The 18,651-nt window shown below is 59.7% G+C and carries 24 protein-coding genes; 22 read left to right on the top strand and 2 right to left on the bottom strand.

Going from position 1 to position 18,651, the window contains the following annotated elements:
- Positions 1–46 precede the first annotated feature (46 nt).
- The 22 genes from mlaD to tatC all read left to right on the top strand — a co-directional run bounded on the left by mlaD (position 47) and on the right by tatC (position 15,728).
- Positions 47–517, top strand: coding sequence for an outer membrane lipid asymmetry maintenance protein MlaD (gene mlaD, locus ABNT42_RS00505; protein ID WP_155435732.1), 471 nt, complete (start codon positions 47–49; stop codon positions 515–517).
- Entirely contained in the window at positions 514–1,371 is an 858-nt protein-coding gene (locus tag ABNT42_RS00500) for a VacJ family lipoprotein (RefSeq protein WP_348692560.1), read from the top strand. The genes mlaD and ABNT42_RS00500 overlap by 4 nt, the downstream gene beginning before the upstream one ends.
- A 29-nt stretch (positions 1,372–1,400) precedes the next feature.
- A complete protein-coding gene (locus tag ABNT42_RS00495) occupies positions 1,401–2,045 on the top strand; it encodes an ABC transporter substrate-binding protein (RefSeq protein ID WP_348692558.1) in 645 nt (214 codons plus the stop codon).
- Positions 2,046–2,056: 11 nt separating this feature from the next.
- Positions 2,057–2,479 (top strand): STAS domain-containing protein, encoded by a 423-nt coding sequence (locus tag ABNT42_RS00490; protein WP_348692556.1) that lies wholly within the window; start codon positions 2,057–2,059, stop codon positions 2,477–2,479.
- Between the two features lie 170 nt (positions 2,480–2,649).
- Positions 2,650–3,564 carry an ABC transporter ATP-binding protein gene (locus ABNT42_RS00485; RefSeq protein WP_348692554.1) on the top strand — a complete coding sequence of 305 codons (915 nt, stop codon included), beginning with the start codon at positions 2,650–2,652 and terminating at the stop codon, positions 3,562–3,564.
- A complete protein-coding gene (locus ABNT42_RS00480; RefSeq protein WP_155435737.1) occupies positions 3,561–4,328 on the top strand; it encodes an ABC transporter permease in 768 nt (255 codons plus the stop codon). Before ABNT42_RS00485 ends, ABNT42_RS00480 begins: the two co-directional genes overlap by 4 nt.
- Positions 4,329–4,353: 25 nt before the next feature.
- Positions 4,354–4,590, top strand: coding sequence for a BolA family protein (locus ABNT42_RS00475; RefSeq protein WP_348692551.1), 237 nt, complete (start codon positions 4,354–4,356; stop codon positions 4,588–4,590).
- Between the two features lie 2 nt (positions 4,591–4,592).
- The gene (gene murA / locus ABNT42_RS00470) at positions 4,593–5,843 is read left to right on the top strand and encodes a UDP-N-acetylglucosamine 1-carboxyvinyltransferase (protein ID WP_348692548.1); all 1,251 of its coding nucleotides are present in this window, start codon (positions 4,593–4,595) and stop codon (positions 5,841–5,843) included.
- Positions 5,844–5,863: 20 nt separating this feature from the next.
- Positions 5,864–6,526 (top strand): ATP phosphoribosyltransferase, encoded by a 663-nt coding sequence (gene hisG, locus ABNT42_RS00465; protein ID WP_155435740.1) that lies wholly within the window; start codon positions 5,864–5,866, stop codon positions 6,524–6,526.
- 12 nt (positions 6,527–6,538) lie between these two features.
- On the top strand, positions 6,539–7,855 hold the full coding sequence (gene hisD, locus ABNT42_RS00460) for a histidinol dehydrogenase (RefSeq protein WP_348692544.1): 1,317 nt from the start codon (positions 6,539–6,541) through the stop codon (positions 7,853–7,855).
- Positions 7,856–7,880: 25 nt separating this feature from the next.
- Positions 7,881–8,783, top strand: a complete 903-nt coding sequence (locus ABNT42_RS00455; protein WP_348692541.1) for a site-specific DNA-methyltransferase — start codon at positions 7,881–7,883, stop codon at positions 8,781–8,783.
- Positions 8,784–8,801: 18 nt separating this feature from the next.
- Positions 8,802–9,896 carry a histidinol-phosphate transaminase gene (gene hisC / locus ABNT42_RS00450; RefSeq protein ID WP_348692539.1) on the top strand — a complete coding sequence of 365 codons (1,095 nt, stop codon included), beginning with the start codon at positions 8,802–8,804 and terminating at the stop codon, positions 9,894–9,896.
- A gap of 30 nt (positions 9,897–9,926) precedes the next feature.
- Entirely contained in the window at positions 9,927–10,517 is a 591-nt protein-coding gene (gene hisB, locus ABNT42_RS00445; protein WP_161040817.1) for an imidazoleglycerol-phosphate dehydratase HisB, read from the top strand.
- Between the two features lie 13 nt (positions 10,518–10,530).
- A complete protein-coding gene (gene hisH / locus ABNT42_RS00440; RefSeq protein WP_348692536.1) occupies positions 10,531–11,169 on the top strand; it encodes an imidazole glycerol phosphate synthase subunit HisH in 639 nt (212 codons plus the stop codon).
- 77 nt (positions 11,170–11,246) lie between these two features.
- On the top strand, positions 11,247–12,035 hold the full coding sequence (gene hisA / locus ABNT42_RS00435) for a 1-(5-phosphoribosyl)-5-[(5-phosphoribosylamino)methylideneamino]imidazole-4-carboxamide isomerase (RefSeq protein ID WP_155435745.1): 789 nt from the start codon (positions 11,247–11,249) through the stop codon (positions 12,033–12,035).
- A 4-nt stretch (positions 12,036–12,039) separates the two neighbouring features.
- Complete coding sequence (gene hisF / locus ABNT42_RS00430; protein WP_348692532.1) at positions 12,040–12,801, top strand: imidazole glycerol phosphate synthase subunit HisF; 762 nt, start codon at positions 12,040–12,042, stop codon at positions 12,799–12,801.
- Positions 12,802–12,819: 18 nt separating this feature from the next.
- Positions 12,820–13,281: a phosphoribosyl-AMP cyclohydrolase gene (hisI, locus tag ABNT42_RS00425; RefSeq protein ID WP_348692530.1), complete on the top strand. Its 462-nt coding sequence runs from the start codon at positions 12,820–12,822 to the stop codon at positions 13,279–13,281.
- Entirely contained in the window at positions 13,278–13,616 is a 339-nt protein-coding gene (locus ABNT42_RS00420) for a phosphoribosyl-ATP diphosphatase (protein WP_155435748.1), read from the top strand. The genes hisI and ABNT42_RS00420 overlap by 4 nt, the downstream gene beginning before the upstream one ends.
- A gap of 21 nt (positions 13,617–13,637) precedes the next feature.
- Positions 13,638–14,009 (top strand): histidine triad nucleotide-binding protein, encoded by a 372-nt coding sequence (locus ABNT42_RS00415; protein ID WP_348692528.1) that lies wholly within the window; start codon positions 13,638–13,640, stop codon positions 14,007–14,009.
- Positions 14,010–14,170: 161 nt separating this feature from the next.
- On the top strand, positions 14,171–14,413 hold the full coding sequence (tatA, locus tag ABNT42_RS00410; protein WP_348692527.1) for a Sec-independent protein translocase subunit TatA: 243 nt from the start codon (positions 14,171–14,173) through the stop codon (positions 14,411–14,413).
- A gap of 70 nt (positions 14,414–14,483) precedes the next feature.
- A complete protein-coding gene (gene tatB / locus ABNT42_RS00405; RefSeq protein WP_348692526.1) occupies positions 14,484–14,972 on the top strand; it encodes a Sec-independent protein translocase protein TatB in 489 nt (162 codons plus the stop codon).
- On the top strand, positions 14,973–15,728 hold the full coding sequence (gene tatC / locus ABNT42_RS00400) for a twin-arginine translocase subunit TatC (protein ID WP_348692524.1): 756 nt from the start codon (positions 14,973–14,975) through the stop codon (positions 15,726–15,728).
- Here the strand turns inward: tatC and ABNT42_RS00395 are convergent.
- Positions 15,725–16,498, bottom strand: coding sequence for a coiled-coil domain-containing protein (locus tag ABNT42_RS00395; protein ID WP_348692521.1), 774 nt, complete (start codon positions 16,496–16,498; stop codon positions 15,725–15,727). The genes tatC and ABNT42_RS00395 overlap by 4 nt on opposite strands.
- A 59-nt stretch (positions 16,499–16,557) precedes the next feature.
- The gene (locus ABNT42_RS00390) at positions 16,558–18,552 is read right to left on the bottom strand and encodes a DUF885 domain-containing protein (RefSeq protein ID WP_348692518.1); all 1,995 of its coding nucleotides are present in this window, start codon (positions 18,550–18,552) and stop codon (positions 16,558–16,560) included.
- Positions 18,553–18,651 lie beyond the last annotated feature (99 nt).

The following is an 18,651-nucleotide window of genomic DNA, read 5'->3' as shown; positions in this document are numbered from 1 at the left end:
TAGTAAGCACTGCACGCAAACAAGATAATGTAACGAAGGAATCACTATGCAACGTAAATCTCTGGATGTCTGGGTCGGTCTGTTCATCGTCGTCGGCGTGGCCGCTCTGATGTTCCTCGCACTGAAAGCCGGCAACATGGGATCCATGTCTTTCGCCAAGGTCTATCCGGTCACGGCTAAATTCGACAACATCGGCAGCCTGCGTCCGCAAGCGCCGATCAAGGCCGCCGGTGTAGTAGTGGGCCGCGTGGGCGAGATCCGTTTCGATGACAAGAGCTATCAGGCGCTGGTCACGCTGAATATGGAAGAAACTTACAAGTTCCCGAAAGATAGCTCGGCCAAGATTCTCACTTCGGGTCTGCTGGGCGAGCAGTATGTGGGCATCGAAGCGGGTGGCGATATGAACAATCTGGTGGCTGGCGACAAGATCGCCCGCACCCAGTCGGCCGCCGTACTGGAAGACCTGATCAACCAGTTTATCTACAGCAAAGCCGCTGAAGGAAAGGACAGTAAATGAGCCTGACCGTTGCTAAATCCGCCGCCCCGGCCCGCGCCGCTCTGGCGCTGGGCCTGACTGTGCTGCTGGCCGGCTGTGCCGGCCCCAACCCGCGCGACCCGTACGAGAACTTCAACCGTGCCATGTTCACCTTTAATGACACGGTGGATACCTATGCGCTGAAACCTGCCGCTACCGCCTACCATACGGTGCTGCCATCGTTCGTGCAAACGGGCGTGAACAACTTCTTCGGCAATCTGGCCGATGCGTGGACGGGCGTGAACAATCTGCTGCAGGGCAAAGGCGAAGCGGGTCTGTCCGACGTGACGCGCTTTGCGCTCAACTCCACGCTGGGCATCGTCGGCCTGTTCGACATTGCTTCCGAAGCGGGTCTGCCCAAGCACAAGGAAGATTTCGGCCAGACGCTGGGTACCTGGGGCATGCCATCCGGCCCTTATCTGATGCTGCCGCTGCTGGGCCCGTCCACCGTGCGTGACGCTGCTGCCCTGCCGCTCGACATCACCGGCGACATCTGGCGCTACAAGGAGCCGGCCTACATCCGCAACACGGGTACGGCCTTGCGCGTGGTCGATCAGCGCGCTGGTCTGCTCGATGCCTCCACCCTGCTGGAAGATGCGGCACTGGATCGCTACGAGTTCATCCGCGACAGTTTCCTGCAGCGCCGTGAAAGCCTGATCCATCCGGACGACGACAATGCGCCTCGGCGCAAGCGTAAGAATGACGAGTCGGCTTACGAGGCAGTACCGGCCAGCGAACCTGTTGCTACCGAGGAAAAAACTGCGCCGGCATCCGACGCGCTCACGCCAAAAGAGGTAAACTCTGGTGCTCTGGCTGCAACTTCTGTCAGCCCGTGAACCCGAAGAACACTTCATAGGTAGAAAACATGACTTTTATTAAACAACTTATCGCTGCGGCAGGCCTGACTTTTGCGGCCACCATGGCACAGGCGGCTGTACCGGCCAACGAAGCACCCGATGCACTGGTGAAGCGTATCAGCCAGGAAGTGATCGAGATTGCCAAGACGGACAAGGCGATTCAGGCTGGCGACCAGAAAAAGGTCATGGATCTGGTGGAAAACAAGATCCTGCCTTACGTTGACTTCCAGCGTATGACGGCACTGGCAGCTGGCCGTTTCTGGCGCGATGCTTCGCCGGAACAGCAGAAAGCCCTGTCGGAACAGTTCCGCACCCTGCTGATCTTCACCTATTCCGGTGCGCTTTCGCAGATCAAGGATGAAACCATCGAGTTCAAACCGCTGCGCGCCGACGCAACTGACACGGAAGTGGAAGTGCGTTCGCAGGTCAACGTTGCCCGTGGCGAGCCGATTCCCTTGAACTACCGCGTGGCGAAATCGGCCACCGGCTGGAAAATCTACGATATCAATGTGCTGGGCGCCTGGCTGGTGGAAACCTACAAAGGCACGTTTGCTTCGGAAATCAACAAGGGCGGCATGGATGGCCTGATCAAGGCGCTGACCGAGAAGAACAAGAAGCTGGCCAATAAACCACTGAAACCTGCCGCTAAATAAGACTGTCTGCCATGTCCACTGCTGTTGCCGAAGCCATCGACGATTTCAAATCGCTCACCACTCTGAACGTGCAGAACGCCACGGCGGTGCTGGAGCGCGGTCTGACGGCCCTCAAGGCCGGCCAGACCGTGTTCGATCTGCGCTACGTGCTGACGGTGGACTCGGCCGCAGTTTCCGTGCTGCTGGCATGGGAAAAAGCGGCGCAGGACGCAGGCCTCAAGCTGGAACTGAAAAACCTGCCGCCGGCTCTGCAAAGCCTGACCAAGCTGTATGGCGTGTGCTCGCTGCTGTTCCCGACTTCGGTCACGCTGGAGCCGGGCGAGGCAGCACCCGCCAACCCACTGCATGAAGAATTCCACGCCGTCACGGGCCAGCCCGATACGGCCAAGCTGAAAGTGGGCGCCAGCCCTGAAGCAGCGCATCACCATCATTGACCCCCGCCTCATCGAATTGGGCCAGAAACTAGCGCTCTGGCTCGGTTCCCGTCGATTTCCCCTATAATTGAAGGTTGCCGCTGCCGTAGAGCCGTGGCGTTCCCAGTAGTCCCCGCCCTCGGGCACCACGCGCCGGACTAAAGCCGCCGCACCTTACGAATAAATCAAGCATGACAGCGATCCAAATAAGCAATGTCGAGAAGCGCTACAAGTCGCTCCAGGCGCTAGGTGGCGTGTCCCTGACCATCGAAGAAGGCGAATTTTTCGGTCTGCTAGGCCCTAACGGTGCCGGTAAAACCACCCTGATTTCCATCATCGCCGGTCTGATCCGCCCTGATGCGGGCAAGGTCACCATCCACGGTCACGACGTGACGGGCGATTTCCGTGCCGCGCGCAAGAAGCTGGGCGTGGTGCCGCAGGAACTGGTATTCGATCCCTTCTTCACGGTGCGCGAAACGCTGCGCCTGCAGTCTGGTTACTTTGGTCTGCCGAATAACGATGCGTGGATCGACGAGGTGATGCACAACCTCGATCTGACCAACAAGGCCGATACCAATATGCGCGCCCTGTCCGGCGGCATGAAGCGCCGCGTGCTGGTGGCGCAGGCGCTGGTGCACAAGCCGCCCGTGATCGTGCTGGATGAACCGACCGCCGGGGTGGACGTGGAACTGCGCCAGACCCTGTGGCAGTTCATCACGCGCCTGAACCGCGAAGGCCACACGGTGGTGCTGACTACCCACTATCTGGAAGAAGCACAGGCCATGTGCAAACGCGTGGCCATGCTCAAACTGGGCAAGGTGGTAGCGCTCGACAGTATGGCCGCGCTGATCCGCCGCATCTCTGGCTCGCAACTGGTGCTGAATCTGCGTCAGGGCGAACTGCCGGCCGATCTGCGCCATCTGGTCAGCCATCCTGACCTGACTGACGACGGCCGCAAGTACAGCCTGCGCATCAATGATTACGCCGAAGTGGAACCTATCCTCGCGCGCCTGCGCGAGAGCGGCGTGCAGCTCGACGAAATGCAGTTGCAGCAGGCCGATCTGGAAGACATCTTCCTGCAGATTATGGATAAGGGGAGCGTATGAGTTTGATGTCGATCGGGTTCCGCACGCTGGTGTACAAGGAGACCCTGCGTTTCTGGAAGGTGGCTACCCAGACCATCGCCGCCCCTATTCTGACGGCCATGCTGTACCTGCTGATCTTCGGCCATGTGCTGGAAGGCCGCGTGACGGTGTATAGCGATGTCAGTTACACCGCCTTCCTGATTCCGGGGCTGGTGATGATGAGCGTGCTGCAGAATGCGTTTGCCAATGCCTCCTCGTCGCTGATCCAGTCCAAGATTACGGGCAATCTGGTGTTCGTGCTGCTGACTCCTCTGTCGCACTGGGAGATCTTCTCGGCCTACGTGATCGCGGCCATGGTGCGCGGCATCGTGGTCGGTGCCGGCGTGTTCATCGTCACGGCGTGGTTCGCCCACCTGTCGTTTACGGCGCCGCTGTGGATCATCGTATTCGCCCTGCTCGGTGCTGCCATTCTGGGCACCATGGGCCTGATCGCCGGTATCTGGGCGGAGAAATTCGACCAGCTGGCGGCGTTCCAGAACTTCCTGATCATGCCGCTGACTTTCCTGTCCGGCGTGTTCTATTCTATCCATTCGCTGCCACCGTTCTGGCTCACGGTGTCGCACCTGAATCCGTTCTTCTACATGATAGACGGCTTCCGTTACGGTTTCTTCGGCCAGTCCGACGTCAATCCGCTGGTTAGCGTGAGCATCGTCGCGGCCTTCCTCGTGGCGCTGGCTTTGCTGGCGATCCGTCTGCTGCAAAGCGGATACCGCCTGCGCCACTAAGCCTCCAAATAACAAGGACACCATCATGACTACTACCCCGGAACTGATCCACGGCTACCTGAGCGCCGGTCTCGAATGCACCCATCTGGAAGTGGAAGGCGACGGCCAGCACTTCCAGGCGCTGATCGTTTCGCCGGCCTTTGCCGGCAAGCGCATGGTGCAGCGTCACCAGCTGGTGTATGCCGCACTGGGCGACCGCATGCGTGAAGAAATCCACGCGCTGTCGATGAAAACCCTGACCCCTGAAGAATACCAAGGATAAGTATGGACAAGCTGCTCATTCAAGGCGGTAACCGCCTGCAAGGTGAGATCACCATTTCCGGCGCCAAGAACGCTGCTCTGCCTATCCTGTGCGCCGGTCTGCTGACTTCCGGTGACGTAGAACTGAGCAACGTGCCGCATCTGCACGATGTGGCCACCATCCTCAAGCTGCTGGGCCAGACGGGCCTGAAAGTGCAGCAGGATGGCGACAGCGTGACGCTCAACGGCAGCGCCATCGACAAGCTGGAAGCACCGTACGAGCTGGTGAAAACCATGCGCGCTTCGATACTGGTACTGGGCCCGCTGCTGGCCCGTTTCGGTTCGGCCAAGGTCTCGCTGCCGGGCGGCTGCGCGATCGGTTCGCGTCCCGTCGATCAGCACATCAAAGGCCTGCAGGCCATGGGGGCCGAGATCACCATCGAAGGCGGCTACATCTACGCCAAGTGCGCCAAGCTGAAAGGCGCGCGCATCGTGACCGACATGATTACCGTGACGGGTACGGAAAACCTGCTGATGGCCGCTACGCTGGCCGAAGGCGAAACCATCCTCGAGAACGCGGCCTGCGAGCCGGAAGTGACCGACCTCGCCAACCTGCTGGTGGCAATGGGGGCGAAGATCGAAGGTATCGGCAGCAACCGCCTGACCATTCAGGGCGTGAGCGAACTGCACGGCGCCAAACATGCGGTGATTTCCGACCGTATCGAAGCGGCCACCTTCCTGTGCGCCGTGGCGGCCACGGGTGGCGACATCACCATCCGCAACACCCGCGTCGACATCATGGATGCGGCGCTGGACAAGCTGCGCGAAATCGGCCTGCAACTGACCATCGGCGATAACTGGATCCGTGCGCAGATGGACAAGCGCCCGCACCCTGTCACCTTCCGTACCACCGAATATCCGGGCTTCCCGACCGATATGCAGGCGCAGTTCATGGCGGTGAATACCATCGCCGATGGCGCCAGCCGCGTGACGGAAACCATTTTCGAAAACCGCTTCATGCACGTGCAGGAGATGAACCGTCTGGGTGCGGCCATCGAGACCGACGGCAACACCGCCTTCATCAAGGGCGTGGAACAGCTGGTAGGAGCGCCCGTGATGGCCACCGACCTGCGCGCTTCCGCTTCGCTGGTGATTGCAGCGCTGGCTGCCCGTGGCGAAACCCTGATCGACCGCATCTACCACCTTGACCGTGGCTACGACCAGATGGAAGTCAAGCTGTCGGCAGTGGGCGCGGACATCAAGCGCATCAAATAAGAACCTAATTAGGAAGAACCATGAGCGGATTTCAGGCCAACTCGCAGCTGATACTGGCGCTGTCGAAGGGACGTATTTTCGAGGACACCCTGCCCTTGCTGGAAGCAGCAGGCATTACCGTGACCGAAAACCCCGAGACTTCGCGCAAGCTGATTCTGTCTACCAATGATCCCGACGTGCGCGTGATCATCGTGCGCGCGACCGACGTGCCGACCTATGTGCAGCATGGCGCGGCCGATTTCGGCGTGGCCGGCAAGGACGTGCTGCTCGAGCATGGCGGCGAGGGCCTGTACCAGCCTATCGATCTGAATATCGCGGCCTGCCGCATGTCGGTGGCCGTGCGCAACGGCTTCGACTACGAGACGGCCGTACGTCAGGGTGCGCGTCTGCGCGTGGCCACCAAGTTCGTGCAGACAGCGCGTGAGCACTTCGCCAAGAAGGGCGTGCACGTTGATCTGATCAAGCTGTATGGTTCGATGGAACTGGCGCCGCTGGTGGGCCTGTCGGACGCCATCGTCGACGTGGTCAGCACCGGCAACACGCTGCGTGCCAATGACCTCAAGGAAGTGGAAGCCATCATGGACATTTCGTCGCGTCTGATCGTGAATCAGGCGGCCCTCAAGCTCAAGCGCGAGCGCTTGCAACCGATTATCGAGGCCTTCGAACGCGCCTCCAAAAAATAAAGCACATTCATCATGTCGATTCAGATTACCAAGCTAGATTCAAGCCAAGTAGATTTCAAAAAGTCGCTGGATGCCCTGCTGGCATTTGAAGCGAGTACCGATGAAGCGATCGAGCGTGCCGTCGCCGGCATTCTCGCCGATGTGAAAGCGCGCGGCGATGCCGCCGTGCTGGAATACACCAACCGTTTTGACCGCATCCCTGATGGCGGTGCTGCCAGCATGGCGGCCTTCGACATTGGCACAGCCGAACTGCAGGCGGCGCTGGCCGCCATCCCTGCCGCCCAGCGCAGCGCACTGGAAACGGCAGCGCAGCGCATTCGCGCTTTCCACGAACGCCAGAAGCAGGAACTGCAAGGCTTCCGTTACACTGAAGCCGATGGCACGGTGCTGGGTCAGGTGATCACGCCGCTGGATCGCGTGGGCATCTACGTGCCGGGCGGTAAAGCTGCCTATCCTTCTTCGGTGCTGATGAACGCGATTCCCGCCCACGTGGCCGGTGTGCAGGAAATCATCATGGTGGTGCCGACGCCGGATGGCGTGAAGAACCAGATGGTGCTGGCCGCTGCCGCGATTGCCGGCGTGACCCGCGTGATCACTATCGGCGGCGCACAGGCAGTGGGCGCACTGGCCTACGGCACGGAAACCATTAGCCCGGTCGATAAAATCGTCGGCCCCGGCAATGCCTATGTGGCTGCTGCCAAGCGCCGCGTGTTCGGCATCGTCGGCATCGACATGATTGCCGGCCCTTCCGAAATTCTGATCATCTGCGACGGTACTACCGATCCGGACTGGGTGGCGATGGATCTGTTCTCGCAGGCCGAGCACGACGAACTGGCGCAGTCGATACTGCTGTGTCCTGATGCCGACTACATCGCCAAGGTGGAAGCTAGCATCAACAAGCTGCTACCGGCCATGCCGCGTGCCGATGTGATCCGCACTTCGCTGACCGATCGCGGTGCGCTGATCAAGGTGGCCGATATGGCCGAAGCCTGCGCCATCGCCAATTCGATCGCGGCGGAACACCTCGAAATCTCGGCGGAAGATCCACAGCGCTGGGCTGACCAGATCCGCCACGCGGGCGCCATGTTCCTCGGCCGTTATTCGTCCGAATCGTTGGGTGACTACTGCTGCGGCCCGAATCACGTGCTGCCCACTTCGCGCACGGCGCGCTTCTCGTCGCCACTCGGTGTGTACGACTTCCAGAAGCGTTCCTCGCTGATCCACGTCAGCGAAGCGGGTGCGCAGACGCTGGGCAAGGTGGCGGCGGAACTGGCCTACGGTGAAGGCTTGCAGGCACACGCCCGCAGCGCCGAACTGCGTCTGAAATAAGCAGCACAGGACAATACTCACCACCATGACGGCAGCCGGCTGGATCGATCAGGTATTTTGCGAGGATGCGCTAGCAGGGCTGGCGCGCATCCCCGATGGTGCTATCGATCTGATTCTGACCGACCCGCCCTACAATCTGGGTAAGGATTACGGCAACGATTCCGACAGCCAGACGGTGGAAGACTATCTGCGCTGGACCGAGCAGTGGATCGATGCAGCGCTGCCCAAGCTTAAGCCTAACGGCAGTTTGTACATCTTCCTCACGTGGCGTTTCTCGCCCGAGATCTTCGTGCTGCTGAAACAGCGCATGACCATGATGAACGAGATCATCTGGGATAGACGCGTGCCGTCCATGGGTGGCAGCGTGCGCAGCTTCTCGTCGGTGCATGACACCATCGGCTTTTTCGTACGCCGCAAGGATTACTACTTCGATCTCGATGCGGTGCGTATTCCCTACGATGCCGAGACCAAGAAAGCCCGTTCGCGCTCGATCTTCGTGGGCGCCAAATGGCTGGAAGTGGGCTACAACCCGAAAGACCTGTGGAGCGTGTCGCGCCTGCACCGCGAGCATCCCGAGCGGGCCGACCATCCGACCCAGAAGCCGCTGGAAATCATCGAGCGCATGGTGAAGGCCTCCTGCCCGCCCGAAGGCGTGGTGCTCGATCTGTTCATGGGCAGCGGCACCACGGCGATTGCCGCCAAGCGCTGCGGCCGCCATTTCGTCGGCTTCGAGCTCAATCCCGATTACTGCGCCATCATCGCCGCACGGCTGGCACGCGAACAGCAGCTCGCCGATGCCGCGCTGGCCGCTAGCACCGCCACTACCGCGTTGCCCGAGCCGGTGGCCGTGCAGGCCGCCGCCAGCAAGAAAAAATCTGCGCCCCGTACGCGCAAACCCGTCGTTAAACGAAGTTCTGTGAACTCATAGCTTAGGAGCCCTTGCAAGATGTCCCCCATCGACACCCTGATCAACACCACTATCCGCTCCGACGTGCGCTCCATCCAGAGCTACCACGTTGCCGATGCCAGTGGCTTTATCAAACTGGATGCGATGGAGAACCCTTACGAGCTCCCTCATGCGCTGCGCCAGCAACTGGGCGCGCGGCTGGCCGAAGCCAGCCTGAATCGCTACCCCGTTGCTTCTTATGCCACCCTCAAGCAGCGCGTGCGCGAAACGCTGGGCGTACCGGCCGGCTACGATGTCATGCTGGGGAATGGCTCGGACGAACTGATCTCGATACTGTGCATGGCCTGCGCCCAGCAGGACCGGCGCGCCGTGGTGCTGGCACCGACGCCTTCGTTCGTGATGTACCAGCGCTCGGCCCAGTTTGCCGGCATGGACTATGTGGGCGTGCCGCTCAAGGCCGACCTGACGCTGGACCTGCCGGCCATGCTGGCGGCCATCGCCGAACACCGCCCTGCGCTGGTGTTCCTGTCCTACCCGAATAACCCGACCGGCAATCTGTTCGATGCCGAGCAGATCGTCGCCATCATCCGCGCGCTCGATGGTTTCGGTCTGGCCATCGTCGATGAAGCCTACGAACCGTTCGCCAGCGACACCTTCATGGGCCGTCTGCCGGAGTTCCCGAATCTGGTGGTAATGCGTACGGTGTCCAAGCTGGGGCTGGCCGGTATCCGCCTCGGTTATATGTCGGCGGCACCGCAACTGCTGGCTGAACTGGACAAAGTGCGGCCTCCTTACAACATCAACGTATTGACCCAGATTGCGGCCGAGTTCGCGCTCGAGCATGTGGAGGTGCTGAACCAGCAGGCCAGTGCTTTGCGCGCCGCACGCGCCGATCTGGCAGCTGCCATGGCCGCTCTGCCCGGCGTGGAGGTTTTCCCGTCGGCGGCGAATTTTATCTTGATTCGGGTGCCAAATTCCGATGATGCCTACGCGAAACTGCTGTCTCGCAAGGTATTAATTAAAAATGTGAGTAAAATGCACGGTGTGCTGGCCAATTGTTTGCGTATCACGGTCAGTACGCCGGAAGAAAATCGTGCCTTCCTCGATGCCTTTGCTGCATCGCTGTCGGCCTGAAGTTATCGACATCGCTATCGCGAGCCTTTCATGAACCGCACCGCAGAAATTATCCGCAACACCAACGAGACGCAAGTTCGCGTTTCGCTCAATCTTGATGGTACCGGCAAGCAGAAACTGAATACCGGCGTACCATTCCTCGATCACATGCTGGACCAGATCGCCCGCCACGGCCTGATCGATCTGGAAGTGGAAGCCACCGGCGATATCCACATCGATAACCACCACACGGTGGAAGACGTCGGCATCACGCTGGGCATGGCGGTAGCCAAGGCCATCGGCGACCGCAAGGGCATCGTCCGCTACGGCCACTCGTATGTGCCGCTGGACGAAGCACTGTCGCGCGTGGTGCTCGATTACTCGGGCCGTCCCGGCATCGAATACCATATTCCGTTCACCCGCGCGATGATCGGCACCTACGATGTCGACCTGACGCTGGAATTCTTCCGCGGCTTCGTCAATCACGCCGGCGTGACCCTGCACATCGATAATCTGCGTGGTACCAATGCGCACCACCAGTGCGAAACCGTGTTCAAGGCCTTCGGCCGCGCGCTGCGCATGGCATCGGAACTCGATCCCCGTGCTGCTGGCACCATCCCATCGACCAAGGGCAGCCTGTAACAGCTCAATCAACATGAATAAAATCGTAGTAGTGGATTACGGCATGGGCAATCTGCGCTCGGTCGCCCAGGCTTTGCGCGCAGTAGCGCCGGAAGCCGATGTGGTGATTTCGGGCGAGGTGGCCGACATTGAAAGTGCCGACCGTATCGTTTTGCCCGGACAGGGCGCCATGCCGGACTGCATGCGCAGCCTGCGCGAATCGGGTGTGCAGGAAGCCTTGCTGGCCGCTGCGCGCAACAAGCCGCTGATGGGGGTATGCATCGGCGAGCAGATGCTGTTCGAGCACAGTGAAGAAGGCAATGCTGCCGGTCTGGGCTTGCTGCCCGGCGAGGTGGTGCGCTTCCAGCTCGACGGCCTGCTGCAGGAAGATGGCTCGCGCTTCAAAGTGCCGCAGATGGGCTGGAATCAGGTACAGCAGAGCGCTGCCCACCCGATGTGGCAGGATATTCCCGACAATAGCTATTTCTATTTCGTGCATAGCTATTTTGCCCGTCCCAGTGTGGCCGAACACACCGTGGGCGTGACCGTGTACGGTGCGCCGTTCAGCTGCGCCGTGGCACGTGATAATATTTTTGCGACCCAGTTCCACCCTGAGAAGAGTGCCGCCACGGGTCTGCAGCTGTACAAGAATTTCGTCCACTGGAATCCCTGATTCCGGCGCAGTGATAGCTTTAACTTTAACGCTTTAACGTTCACCCATTTACAGTTCACTTTACTGATCAAATCATCATGCTGCTCATTCCTGCCATCGACCTGAAAGACGGTCACTGCGTACGCCTCAAACAAGGCGATATGGAACTTGCTACCGTATTCTCCGAAGAACCTGCTGCCATGGCGCTGCACTGGCTCAAGCAGGGTGCACGCCGTCTGCATCTGGTCGATCTGAACGGCGCCTTTGCCGGCAAGCCGAAGAACGAAGCGGCCATCAAGTCCATCCTGAAAGTGGTGCAGGAATACGCCGAAGAGAACGATCTCGACGAAATCCCTGTGCAGCTGGGCGGCGGTATCCGTGATCTGGACACCATCGAGCGCTACCTCGACGCCGGCATCAGCTACGTCATCATCGGTACGGCGGCCGTGAAAGAACCGGGCTTCCTGCATGACGCCTGCGGCGCCTTCCCCGGCCACATCATCGTTGGTCTCGATGCCAAGGACGGCAAAGTGGCCACCGATGGCTGGAGCAAAATGTCCGGCCACGAAGTGATCGATCTGGCCAAGAAGTTCGAAGCCTACGGCGTGGAATCGATCATCTACACCGATATCGGCCGCGACGGCATGATGGGCGGCGTGAATATCGAAGCCACCGTGAAACTGGCACAGGCTGTGAAGATTCCCGTGATCGCCTCCGGTGGTCTGCATAACATCGCCGACGTGGAAGCCCTGTGCGCGGTGCAGGACGAAGGTATCGAAGGCGTGATCTGCGGCCGTTCGATTTACGAAGGCACTATCGATCTGGCCACGGCTCAGGTGCGTGCCGATGAACTGAGCGGCGATCTGGTCGACGACGAAGCTGAATAACCCTATGCTCGCTAAACGCATCATTCCCTGCCTCGACGTGACCGATGGTCGCGTCGTCAAAGGCGTCAATTTCACCGAGCTGCGCGATGCTGGCGATCCGGTGGAAATCGCCCGCCGTTACGACGAACAGGGCGCCGACGAACTGACCTTCCTCGACATTACCGCCACCAGCGATAACCGTGGCCTGATCCTGCACATCATCGAAGCGGTGGCTTCGCAAGTGTTCATTCCCCTTACCGTGGGTGGCGGGGTGCGCGAAGTGGCCGATGTGCGCCGTCTGCTGAATGCGGGCGCGGACAAGGTCAGTATGAATTCGTCTGCCGTGGCCAATCCGCAGCTGGTGTATGACGCCGCCCACAAGCACGGTTCGCAGTGCATCGTGGTGGCGATCGATGCCAAGCAGGTGGCACCGGGCAAGTGGGAAGTATTTACCCACGGTGGCCGCAAGGCGACCGGCCTCGATGCCATCGAATGGGCCAGGAAAATGGAACAACTGGGCGCGGGCGAAATCCTACTGACCAGTATGGACCGCGACGGCACCAAGTCCGGCTTCGATCTGGGCTTAACGCGCGGTGTATCGGATGCGATCAGCATTCCCGTGATCGCTTCGGGCGGTGTGGGCGGTCTGCAGGATCTGGCCGACGGCATCAAGCTGGGCAAGGCCGATGCGGTACTGGCTGCCAGTATCTTCCACTATGGCCAGCACACGGTGCAGGAAGCCAAACAGTTCATGGCGCAGCAGGGTATCCCTATGCGTCTGGCATAGGGAATTAAAGGAAACACGATGTCTACGCCTACTGCTAGCAGCCTCGCCAAGGCTAAATGGCTGAAAAAAATCCACTGGGACGAGCATGGTCTGGTGCCGGTGATCGCCCAGGAAGCGGGCAGCAACGATGTGCTGATGTTCGCCTGGATGAACCGCGAAGCACTGGCCCGCACGGTGGAACTGGGCGAAGCCGTGTACTGGAGCCGTTCGCGTAAAAAGCTGTGGCACAAGGGCGAAGAGTCCGGCCACGTGCAGAAAGTGCTGGAAATCCGCCTCGACTGCGATGAAGACGTGGTGCTGCTGAAAATCGAACAGGCTGGCGGCATCGCCTGCCACACGGGCCGGCACTCCTGCTTCTACCAGAAGTTCGAAGGCGATGCGCTGGATGGCGACTGGCAGACGGCCGAGCCGGTGCTGAAAGATCCGGCAGAAATCTATGCGGCCGAGCAGGCCGCCAAACCGAAAAAGACCACCCCATGAGCACTATACTAGACCGTCTGGCCGAGATCATCGAATCGCGCAAGCCGGCGCAGGGCGGCGACCCTGCCACTTCCTACACGGCCAAACTGCTGGCCAAGGGCGATGACGCCATTCTGAAAAAAATCGGCGAAGAAGCCACCGAAACGGTGATGGCCGCCAAAGATGTGCGCGCGGGCGCCGATAGCGGTAAAGTGCTGTACGAGGTGGCTGACCTGTGGTTCCACACGCTGGTATTGCTGGCCCAGTTCGACCTCAAGCCGCAGCAGGTGCTGGATGAACTGGCGCGGCGCGAAGGCGTGTCCGGTCTGGCCGAAAAAGCGGCACGCAAGGAATAAACCTGTCTAACCGGAGCTGTTGTGGATAACTGCCTGTTTTGCAAAATCGCTGAGAAAAAAATCCCGTCCACCATCGTCTATGAAGATGACGATCTGCTGGCCTTCAAGGACATCAATCCTGCCGCGCCCGTGCATCTGCTGGTGATTCCGAAGAAGCATTACGCCACCTTGTCGGCCTGCACGGCGGACGATGCGCCGCTGCTGGGCAAGATGCTGGCGCTGGCGCCCAAGCTGGCGGCGGAATTCGGCTGCGGCGTGCAATATGGTGCCGACGGCGAACCTAGCGGCGGCTACAAGACGCTGATTAACAGTGGTCCTGACGGCGGGCAGGAGGTGTACCATCTGCACATGCACATCATCGGCGGGCCGCATCCGTGGCGTGGCCAGCGCTAGAAAACGTTGGGTTAAGGTCCGGTAAAAACCGGCCTTTTGGTCATTGTTGCTTGTATGAAAACATTACAAATGCATGACTTTGGCGCTTCGCTTATACTGTCGCAGGCGTTTTTTGAATCAACGGAATTTTGGGGCGCATGCGTCCTGCAAGGGGAATAGAAATGGGTACAGGTAGCTGGTTGCACTGGGCAATTCTGCTGGTGGTCGTAATTCTGATCTTCGGCACCAAAAAGCTCGGTAATGTGGGTTCCGATCTGGGTAAAGCGGTTAAAGGCTTCAAGGACGGTATCAAGGGCGAAGAAGACAAGGCGGCATCTGCCGCTTCTGCACCCTCTGCGGCGCCGGCACAGGTGGCTGACAAGAGCACCATCGACGTCGAAGCCAAGGAAAAGAGCAAGCAGTAAGCACTGGCCTGCCGGCTGGTTTCCGTTTGGACGGAGGCTGGCTGCTGGCCTGCTCTGATGCCGGATATTTATGATCGATCTTGGTCTGACCAAACTCGCGGTAATCGGTGTGGTGGCGCTGGTCGTCATCGGACCGGAAAAGCTGCCCAAGGTGGCGCGTATGGCGGGTACGCTGTATGGCCGTGCCCAGCGTTATCTGAGCGAAGTCAAATCGGAAGTCTCGCGCGAAATCGAGATGGAAGAACTGCGCAATATGCAGAAGGAAGTGCAGACGGCGGCGCAGAACATCAAGCAGGACGTGGAAGCCTCGCTGGCAGAAAGCGTGGCCGAAGTACAGAATATGTGGCCGGACTCGGTGGCCGAGACGCGCATCATCAGCGCCACGGAAGAGGACCTCAAGCGCAAGGCGCGCGAATTCCGCCGCAAAAAGCTGGTGCGTAATGCCGCTGTGCCGGGCTGGTACAAGCAGATGCACGGTGGACGCCAGCACGTCGTGTCTGGCGCTGCGCGGGTGGCACGTTTCCGTCCCCGCAATCAAACCCCTACCTCGTTTTACTAAATGACTACTTCCAAGCCGGGCGAAGAGACCTTTATCTCTCACCTGATCGAACTGCGCGACCGTCTGGTACGTGCCACCATCGGTGTGGTGGTGATGTGCGTCGGTCTGCTGATCTGGCCGGGTCCGGCCCGCATTTACGACATTCTGGCCGAGCCTATGATCGCGTCGCTGCCGGTAGGTTCGAAGATGATCGCCACGGGCGTGACGTCGCCGTTTCTGGTGCCGATGAAGGTAACCTTGGTGCTGGCGCTGGTGCTGGCCTTGCCGTGGGTGCTGTACCAGATCTGGGCGTTTGTGGCGCCGGGCCTGTATGCGCATGAGAAGCGGTTGGTGGCGCCCTTAGTTATTTCGTCGTCGCTGCTGTTCATGGCGGGGGTGGCGTTCTGCTACTTCTTCGTGTTTGGCCGCGTGTTCAAATTCATTGCCGAGTTTTCGCCGCAGTCGATCGCGGTGACGCCTGATATCGAGAACTATCTGGATTTCGTCATGTCCATGTGTCTGGCTTTCGGCGCGACGTTTGAAGTGCCGGTGGTGGTCGTGATACTGGTGCGTATGGGGCTGGTCAGCGTGGCCAAGCTGAAAGAGATCCGGCCGTATGCCATCGTTGGTGCGTTCGCTATCGCCGCCGTGGTGACGCCACCGGACGCGGTGAGTATGTTCTCGCTGGCCATTCCCATGTGTCTGCTGTTCGAGCTGGGCATACTGGTTGCGCCACTATTTGTGCGCATGTCAACGGCGCCGGAAGATAAAGCCTAAGTCCGGGCTAGCAAAGCTGCAACGCCGCACAGGGTGACGGCGTTGATCAGCAGCGAGCTGCCGACCAGCCAGAAAACCACCTTGGAACGCTGTTCTAGGTGTTCGATCCGAGCGCTAAGCACTTCCAGTTTGCCATTGATTTCCTGCCGCAGCGCATGCAGTTGCTCATGCATTTCCTTGCGTAGGGCCTCCATTTCCATGCGTATCTTATTTACCTCGTTACGCAGGCTTTCCACTTGGCTACGTAAGTCGGCCACTTCGCCATGCAGACCATTGATCTGAGCTTGTAGATCTTTATGCAGCGCGCCTAGCATCGCCAGCATTTCGCCACGCAAAGTCGCGATCTCCGCCCGCATTTCCGCACGTAAAGCTGCGATCTCTGCACGCATTTCGGCGCGCAAGGTGGCGATCTCCGCCTGCATTTCAGCTCGCAACGCGGCGATCTCTGCTTGCATCTCAGCACGTAAGGCGGCAATCTGTGTCTGCATTTCGGTGCGTAGCGCACTAAGCTGGGCATGCATTTCATTGCGCAGGATGTCGATGCGCGCCAGTACATCGGTTTTGAGCAACAGCAGGTCGGCGGGCGTGACAGTGGCGTCGTGCAACACCTCGGCCAGCGCCTGAGCTTGCGCCTCGGCCTGATCGGACGGCACGCCAGCGTCACCCAGCTTGCGCGCATAGTCCAGCGTATTGAAATGAATGGGCATATTCATTACCGCTCCCTGTTCGCATGCTAGCAGAACTGGCCGAAATGGCTGCCAGTTCGTCATCGTATCGAATCAGGGGCGGGACTGTTTGCGGACACGCAAGCGTGCCGCACCCATCTACATTACTGGTTCATCAGCCCTTTGATGACGCGCACGGGAGCGCTGCCGTAGCTGAGGAATTGCTCGTGAAAGTCTTTCAGCTTGAACTTGCTGCCCAGCGCCTGTTTGCGTTGTTCGCGCAGTTCCATGATTTCGCTGTAACCGCTGAAGTAGCTGGTCAGCTGCACTGACGAGACCTGCACGCGATGCCATTTTTCCACCGCTTCGCTACGGGTCTGGAAGGCCTGACGGGTCAGCAGATCGAGCGCCTGCGGTTCCGTCATGCCCAGCACATGCACGCTGTAATCGAGGATGGTATTGGTCACGCTGCGCAGATTCCACTTCGAATACATCAGCCACATTTCCGGCGCATTGTCGCCATAGCCCGATTCCAGCATCATGCGCTCGCCGTACACGGCCCAGCCTTCCACCATGGCGCCATTGCCAAAGATGGATTTGACGATGGACGGCGAACGGTTGGCATACACTAGCTGGGCGTAATGGCCGGGGATGGCTTCGTGGATATTCAGGATCTGCAGTATCCAGTAGTTGTACTCGCGCAGGCTGCTTTCGGCCTGTTCCGCCGTGGCGCCGTCCAGCGGGGTCACGTTGTAATAGGTCTTGTCCTGCGGACGGTAAGGACCGGGCGCATCGATGCTGGCACCCGCCACACCGGCCGCATAGGCTGGCGTAGCGCGTACTTCCAGCGGCTTGCTGGGGTCGAGTGTGAGCAGATCATGGCTGATCACCCAGTCCTGCAGCAGCGGCACCTGACGGCGGATTTCGTTGACAAAATCCTCGCGCGCCACATGGCGTTCGGATAGCTTGTCGATCATCATGCCGATGCGGCCATAGCGGTCCGCCGGACGGGGCGTGGCCCCCAGATAGCGCTCCCACAGTTCATCGGTAATCCGGCTCATATTCGATAGCAGTTCTTCCCGTGCCGCCAGCGCCTTCTGGTAGGTTTCCTCTGCCGTGCTGGCCGACTGGATATCGAAAGCGAACTTCTGTTCGTACAGTTCCTTGCCCAGACGGAAGCTGCGGCGGCCCGTGCTGTCGGACTGCTTATCCAGCTCGGTGAGGAAGGCCACATAGCCATCGATGGCCGTCAGGGCAGCGTTGATGCGCTGGGTGTACAGCTGCTTCTCTACCGGCGTGAGGATGGAAGCCTGTGCCGCCTTGTCCACTTCCGTCAGCAGGGTCTGGATGCCGGGCGCTTGTGCAATCGCCAGACGGGTGTGCTCGCGCGTGGGATTGACGATGTTGGCGCGCGCCGCTTCGTAATAGGCGGGAATGCCGGCAATCCGCTTGAGCAGTGTGCGCAAACGCTGCGGCTGGGCCGCGTATTCGGTGTTCAGGATCAGGTCGATCGGGCCGGCCACGTTGTAGCTGGCAGGATTCCATTCCCATTCCTTGAGGGTGGTGAGGCGGAAGCGGTCGCTGTCGAGCTTGTTCATCAGCAGCGCCAGATCGGTGCGCTGCTTGAGCGCCAGCTTGCTGGCCTCGACGGCGGCAAACTTCATCTTCCATTCATCGATGAAGGCCAGCGCACGGGCATGTCCTGCCTTGTCGGGGATGGCCAGCGTCGCTGCCGTATCGTACTTGCCCGCATACACGGCGCTCTCCGAATCCAGTCGCCACAGGGCGTTGAGGAACTGGTTGCTCAGGCTGTTGAAGTTGCGGTCGCGGTAGCTCTCTGGCGCGACCAGTTTCAGCGATGCGGGCGTGGCGATGGCCGCACCGGCTACCAGTGCCTTGCCCGTACTGGCGTGTTTGTCTTTGCTGTGCTTGCTGCTCTTACTACTCGTGCTGCTGTCCTTGCTGCTTTTTCCGCTCTTGGACTTGCCGCTCTTGCTGCTACTTTTGCTGCTGCTTTTAGTGCTGCTTTTTTCGCTGCCCTTGCTGCTATGGCTGCTTTTACCTGAGCTCTTGTGGCGTTTGCCACTGCTGCTGGTTTCTTCTGTATCCTTGTGGTGGTGCTTGCTGGCGCTGGCCGGTGCGACGGCGAGCGTCGTCATCAATACAGCTAGCGCAATCCTGGTTTTGATCATCGTGAACAGCCTTGTCGTAGAGGCCCGGGTGGGTACCGGACCGAAGCGGTGGAGATTATCATTAAA

The sequence above is a fragment of the Duganella fentianensis genome, from assembly GCF_964031615.1.
Classification (GTDB): Bacteria; Pseudomonadota; Gammaproteobacteria; order Burkholderiales; family Burkholderiaceae_D; genus Rugamonas; species Rugamonas fentianensis_A.
Note: the sequence above shows the minus strand (reverse complement) of the source record. Positions and strands in the feature narration are given on the sequence as shown.

What these genes read in the sequence shown, in the direction of transcription:
- mlaD (WP_155435732.1), top strand. Translation starts at nt 47, where the DNA reads ATGCAACGTAAATCTCTGGATGTCTGGGTCGGTCTGTTCATCGTCGTC.
- ABNT42_RS00500 (WP_348692560.1), top strand. Translation starts at nt 514, where the DNA reads ATGAGCCTGACCGTTGCTAAATCCGCCGCCCCGGCCCGCGCCGCTCTG.
- ABNT42_RS00495 (WP_348692558.1), top strand. Translation starts at nt 1,401, where the DNA reads ATGACTTTTATTAAACAACTTATCGCTGCGGCAGGCCTGACTTTTGCG.
- ABNT42_RS00490 (WP_348692556.1), top strand. Translation starts at nt 2,057, where the DNA reads ATGTCCACTGCTGTTGCCGAAGCCATCGACGATTTCAAATCGCTCACC.
- ABNT42_RS00485 (WP_348692554.1), top strand. Translation starts at nt 2,650, where the DNA reads ATGACAGCGATCCAAATAAGCAATGTCGAGAAGCGCTACAAGTCGCTC.
- ABNT42_RS00480 (WP_155435737.1), top strand. Translation starts at nt 3,561, where the DNA reads ATGAGTTTGATGTCGATCGGGTTCCGCACGCTGGTGTACAAGGAGACC.
- ABNT42_RS00475 (WP_348692551.1), top strand. Translation starts at nt 4,354, where the DNA reads ATGACTACTACCCCGGAACTGATCCACGGCTACCTGAGCGCCGGTCTC.
- murA (WP_348692548.1), top strand. Translation starts at nt 4,593, where the DNA reads ATGGACAAGCTGCTCATTCAAGGCGGTAACCGCCTGCAAGGTGAGATC.
- hisG (WP_155435740.1), top strand. Translation starts at nt 5,864, where the DNA reads ATGAGCGGATTTCAGGCCAACTCGCAGCTGATACTGGCGCTGTCGAAG.
- hisD (WP_348692544.1), top strand. Translation starts at nt 6,539, where the DNA reads ATGTCGATTCAGATTACCAAGCTAGATTCAAGCCAAGTAGATTTCAAA.
- ABNT42_RS00455 (WP_348692541.1), top strand. Translation starts at nt 7,881, where the DNA reads ATGACGGCAGCCGGCTGGATCGATCAGGTATTTTGCGAGGATGCGCTA.
- hisC (WP_348692539.1), top strand. Translation starts at nt 8,802, where the DNA reads ATGTCCCCCATCGACACCCTGATCAACACCACTATCCGCTCCGACGTG.
- hisB (WP_161040817.1), top strand. Translation starts at nt 9,927, where the DNA reads ATGAACCGCACCGCAGAAATTATCCGCAACACCAACGAGACGCAAGTT.
- hisH (WP_348692536.1), top strand. Translation starts at nt 10,531, where the DNA reads ATGAATAAAATCGTAGTAGTGGATTACGGCATGGGCAATCTGCGCTCG.
- hisA (WP_155435745.1), top strand. Translation starts at nt 11,247, where the DNA reads ATGCTGCTCATTCCTGCCATCGACCTGAAAGACGGTCACTGCGTACGC.
- hisF (WP_348692532.1), top strand. Translation starts at nt 12,040, where the DNA reads ATGCTCGCTAAACGCATCATTCCCTGCCTCGACGTGACCGATGGTCGC.
- hisI (WP_348692530.1), top strand. Translation starts at nt 12,820, where the DNA reads ATGTCTACGCCTACTGCTAGCAGCCTCGCCAAGGCTAAATGGCTGAAA.
- ABNT42_RS00420 (WP_155435748.1), top strand. Translation starts at nt 13,278, where the DNA reads ATGAGCACTATACTAGACCGTCTGGCCGAGATCATCGAATCGCGCAAG.
- tatA (WP_348692527.1), top strand. Translation starts at nt 14,171, where the DNA reads ATGGGTACAGGTAGCTGGTTGCACTGGGCAATTCTGCTGGTGGTCGTA.
- tatB (WP_348692526.1), top strand. Translation starts at nt 14,484, where the DNA reads ATGATCGATCTTGGTCTGACCAAACTCGCGGTAATCGGTGTGGTGGCG.
- tatC (WP_348692524.1), top strand. Translation starts at nt 14,973, where the DNA reads ATGACTACTTCCAAGCCGGGCGAAGAGACCTTTATCTCTCACCTGATC.
- ABNT42_RS00395 (WP_348692521.1), bottom strand. Translation starts at nt 16,498, where the DNA reads ATGACGAACTGGCAGCCATTTCGGCCAGTTCTGCTAGCATGCGAACAG.
- ABNT42_RS00390 (WP_348692518.1), bottom strand. Translation starts at nt 18,552, where the DNA reads ATGACGACGCTCGCCGTCGCACCGGCCAGCGCCAGCAAGCACCACCAC.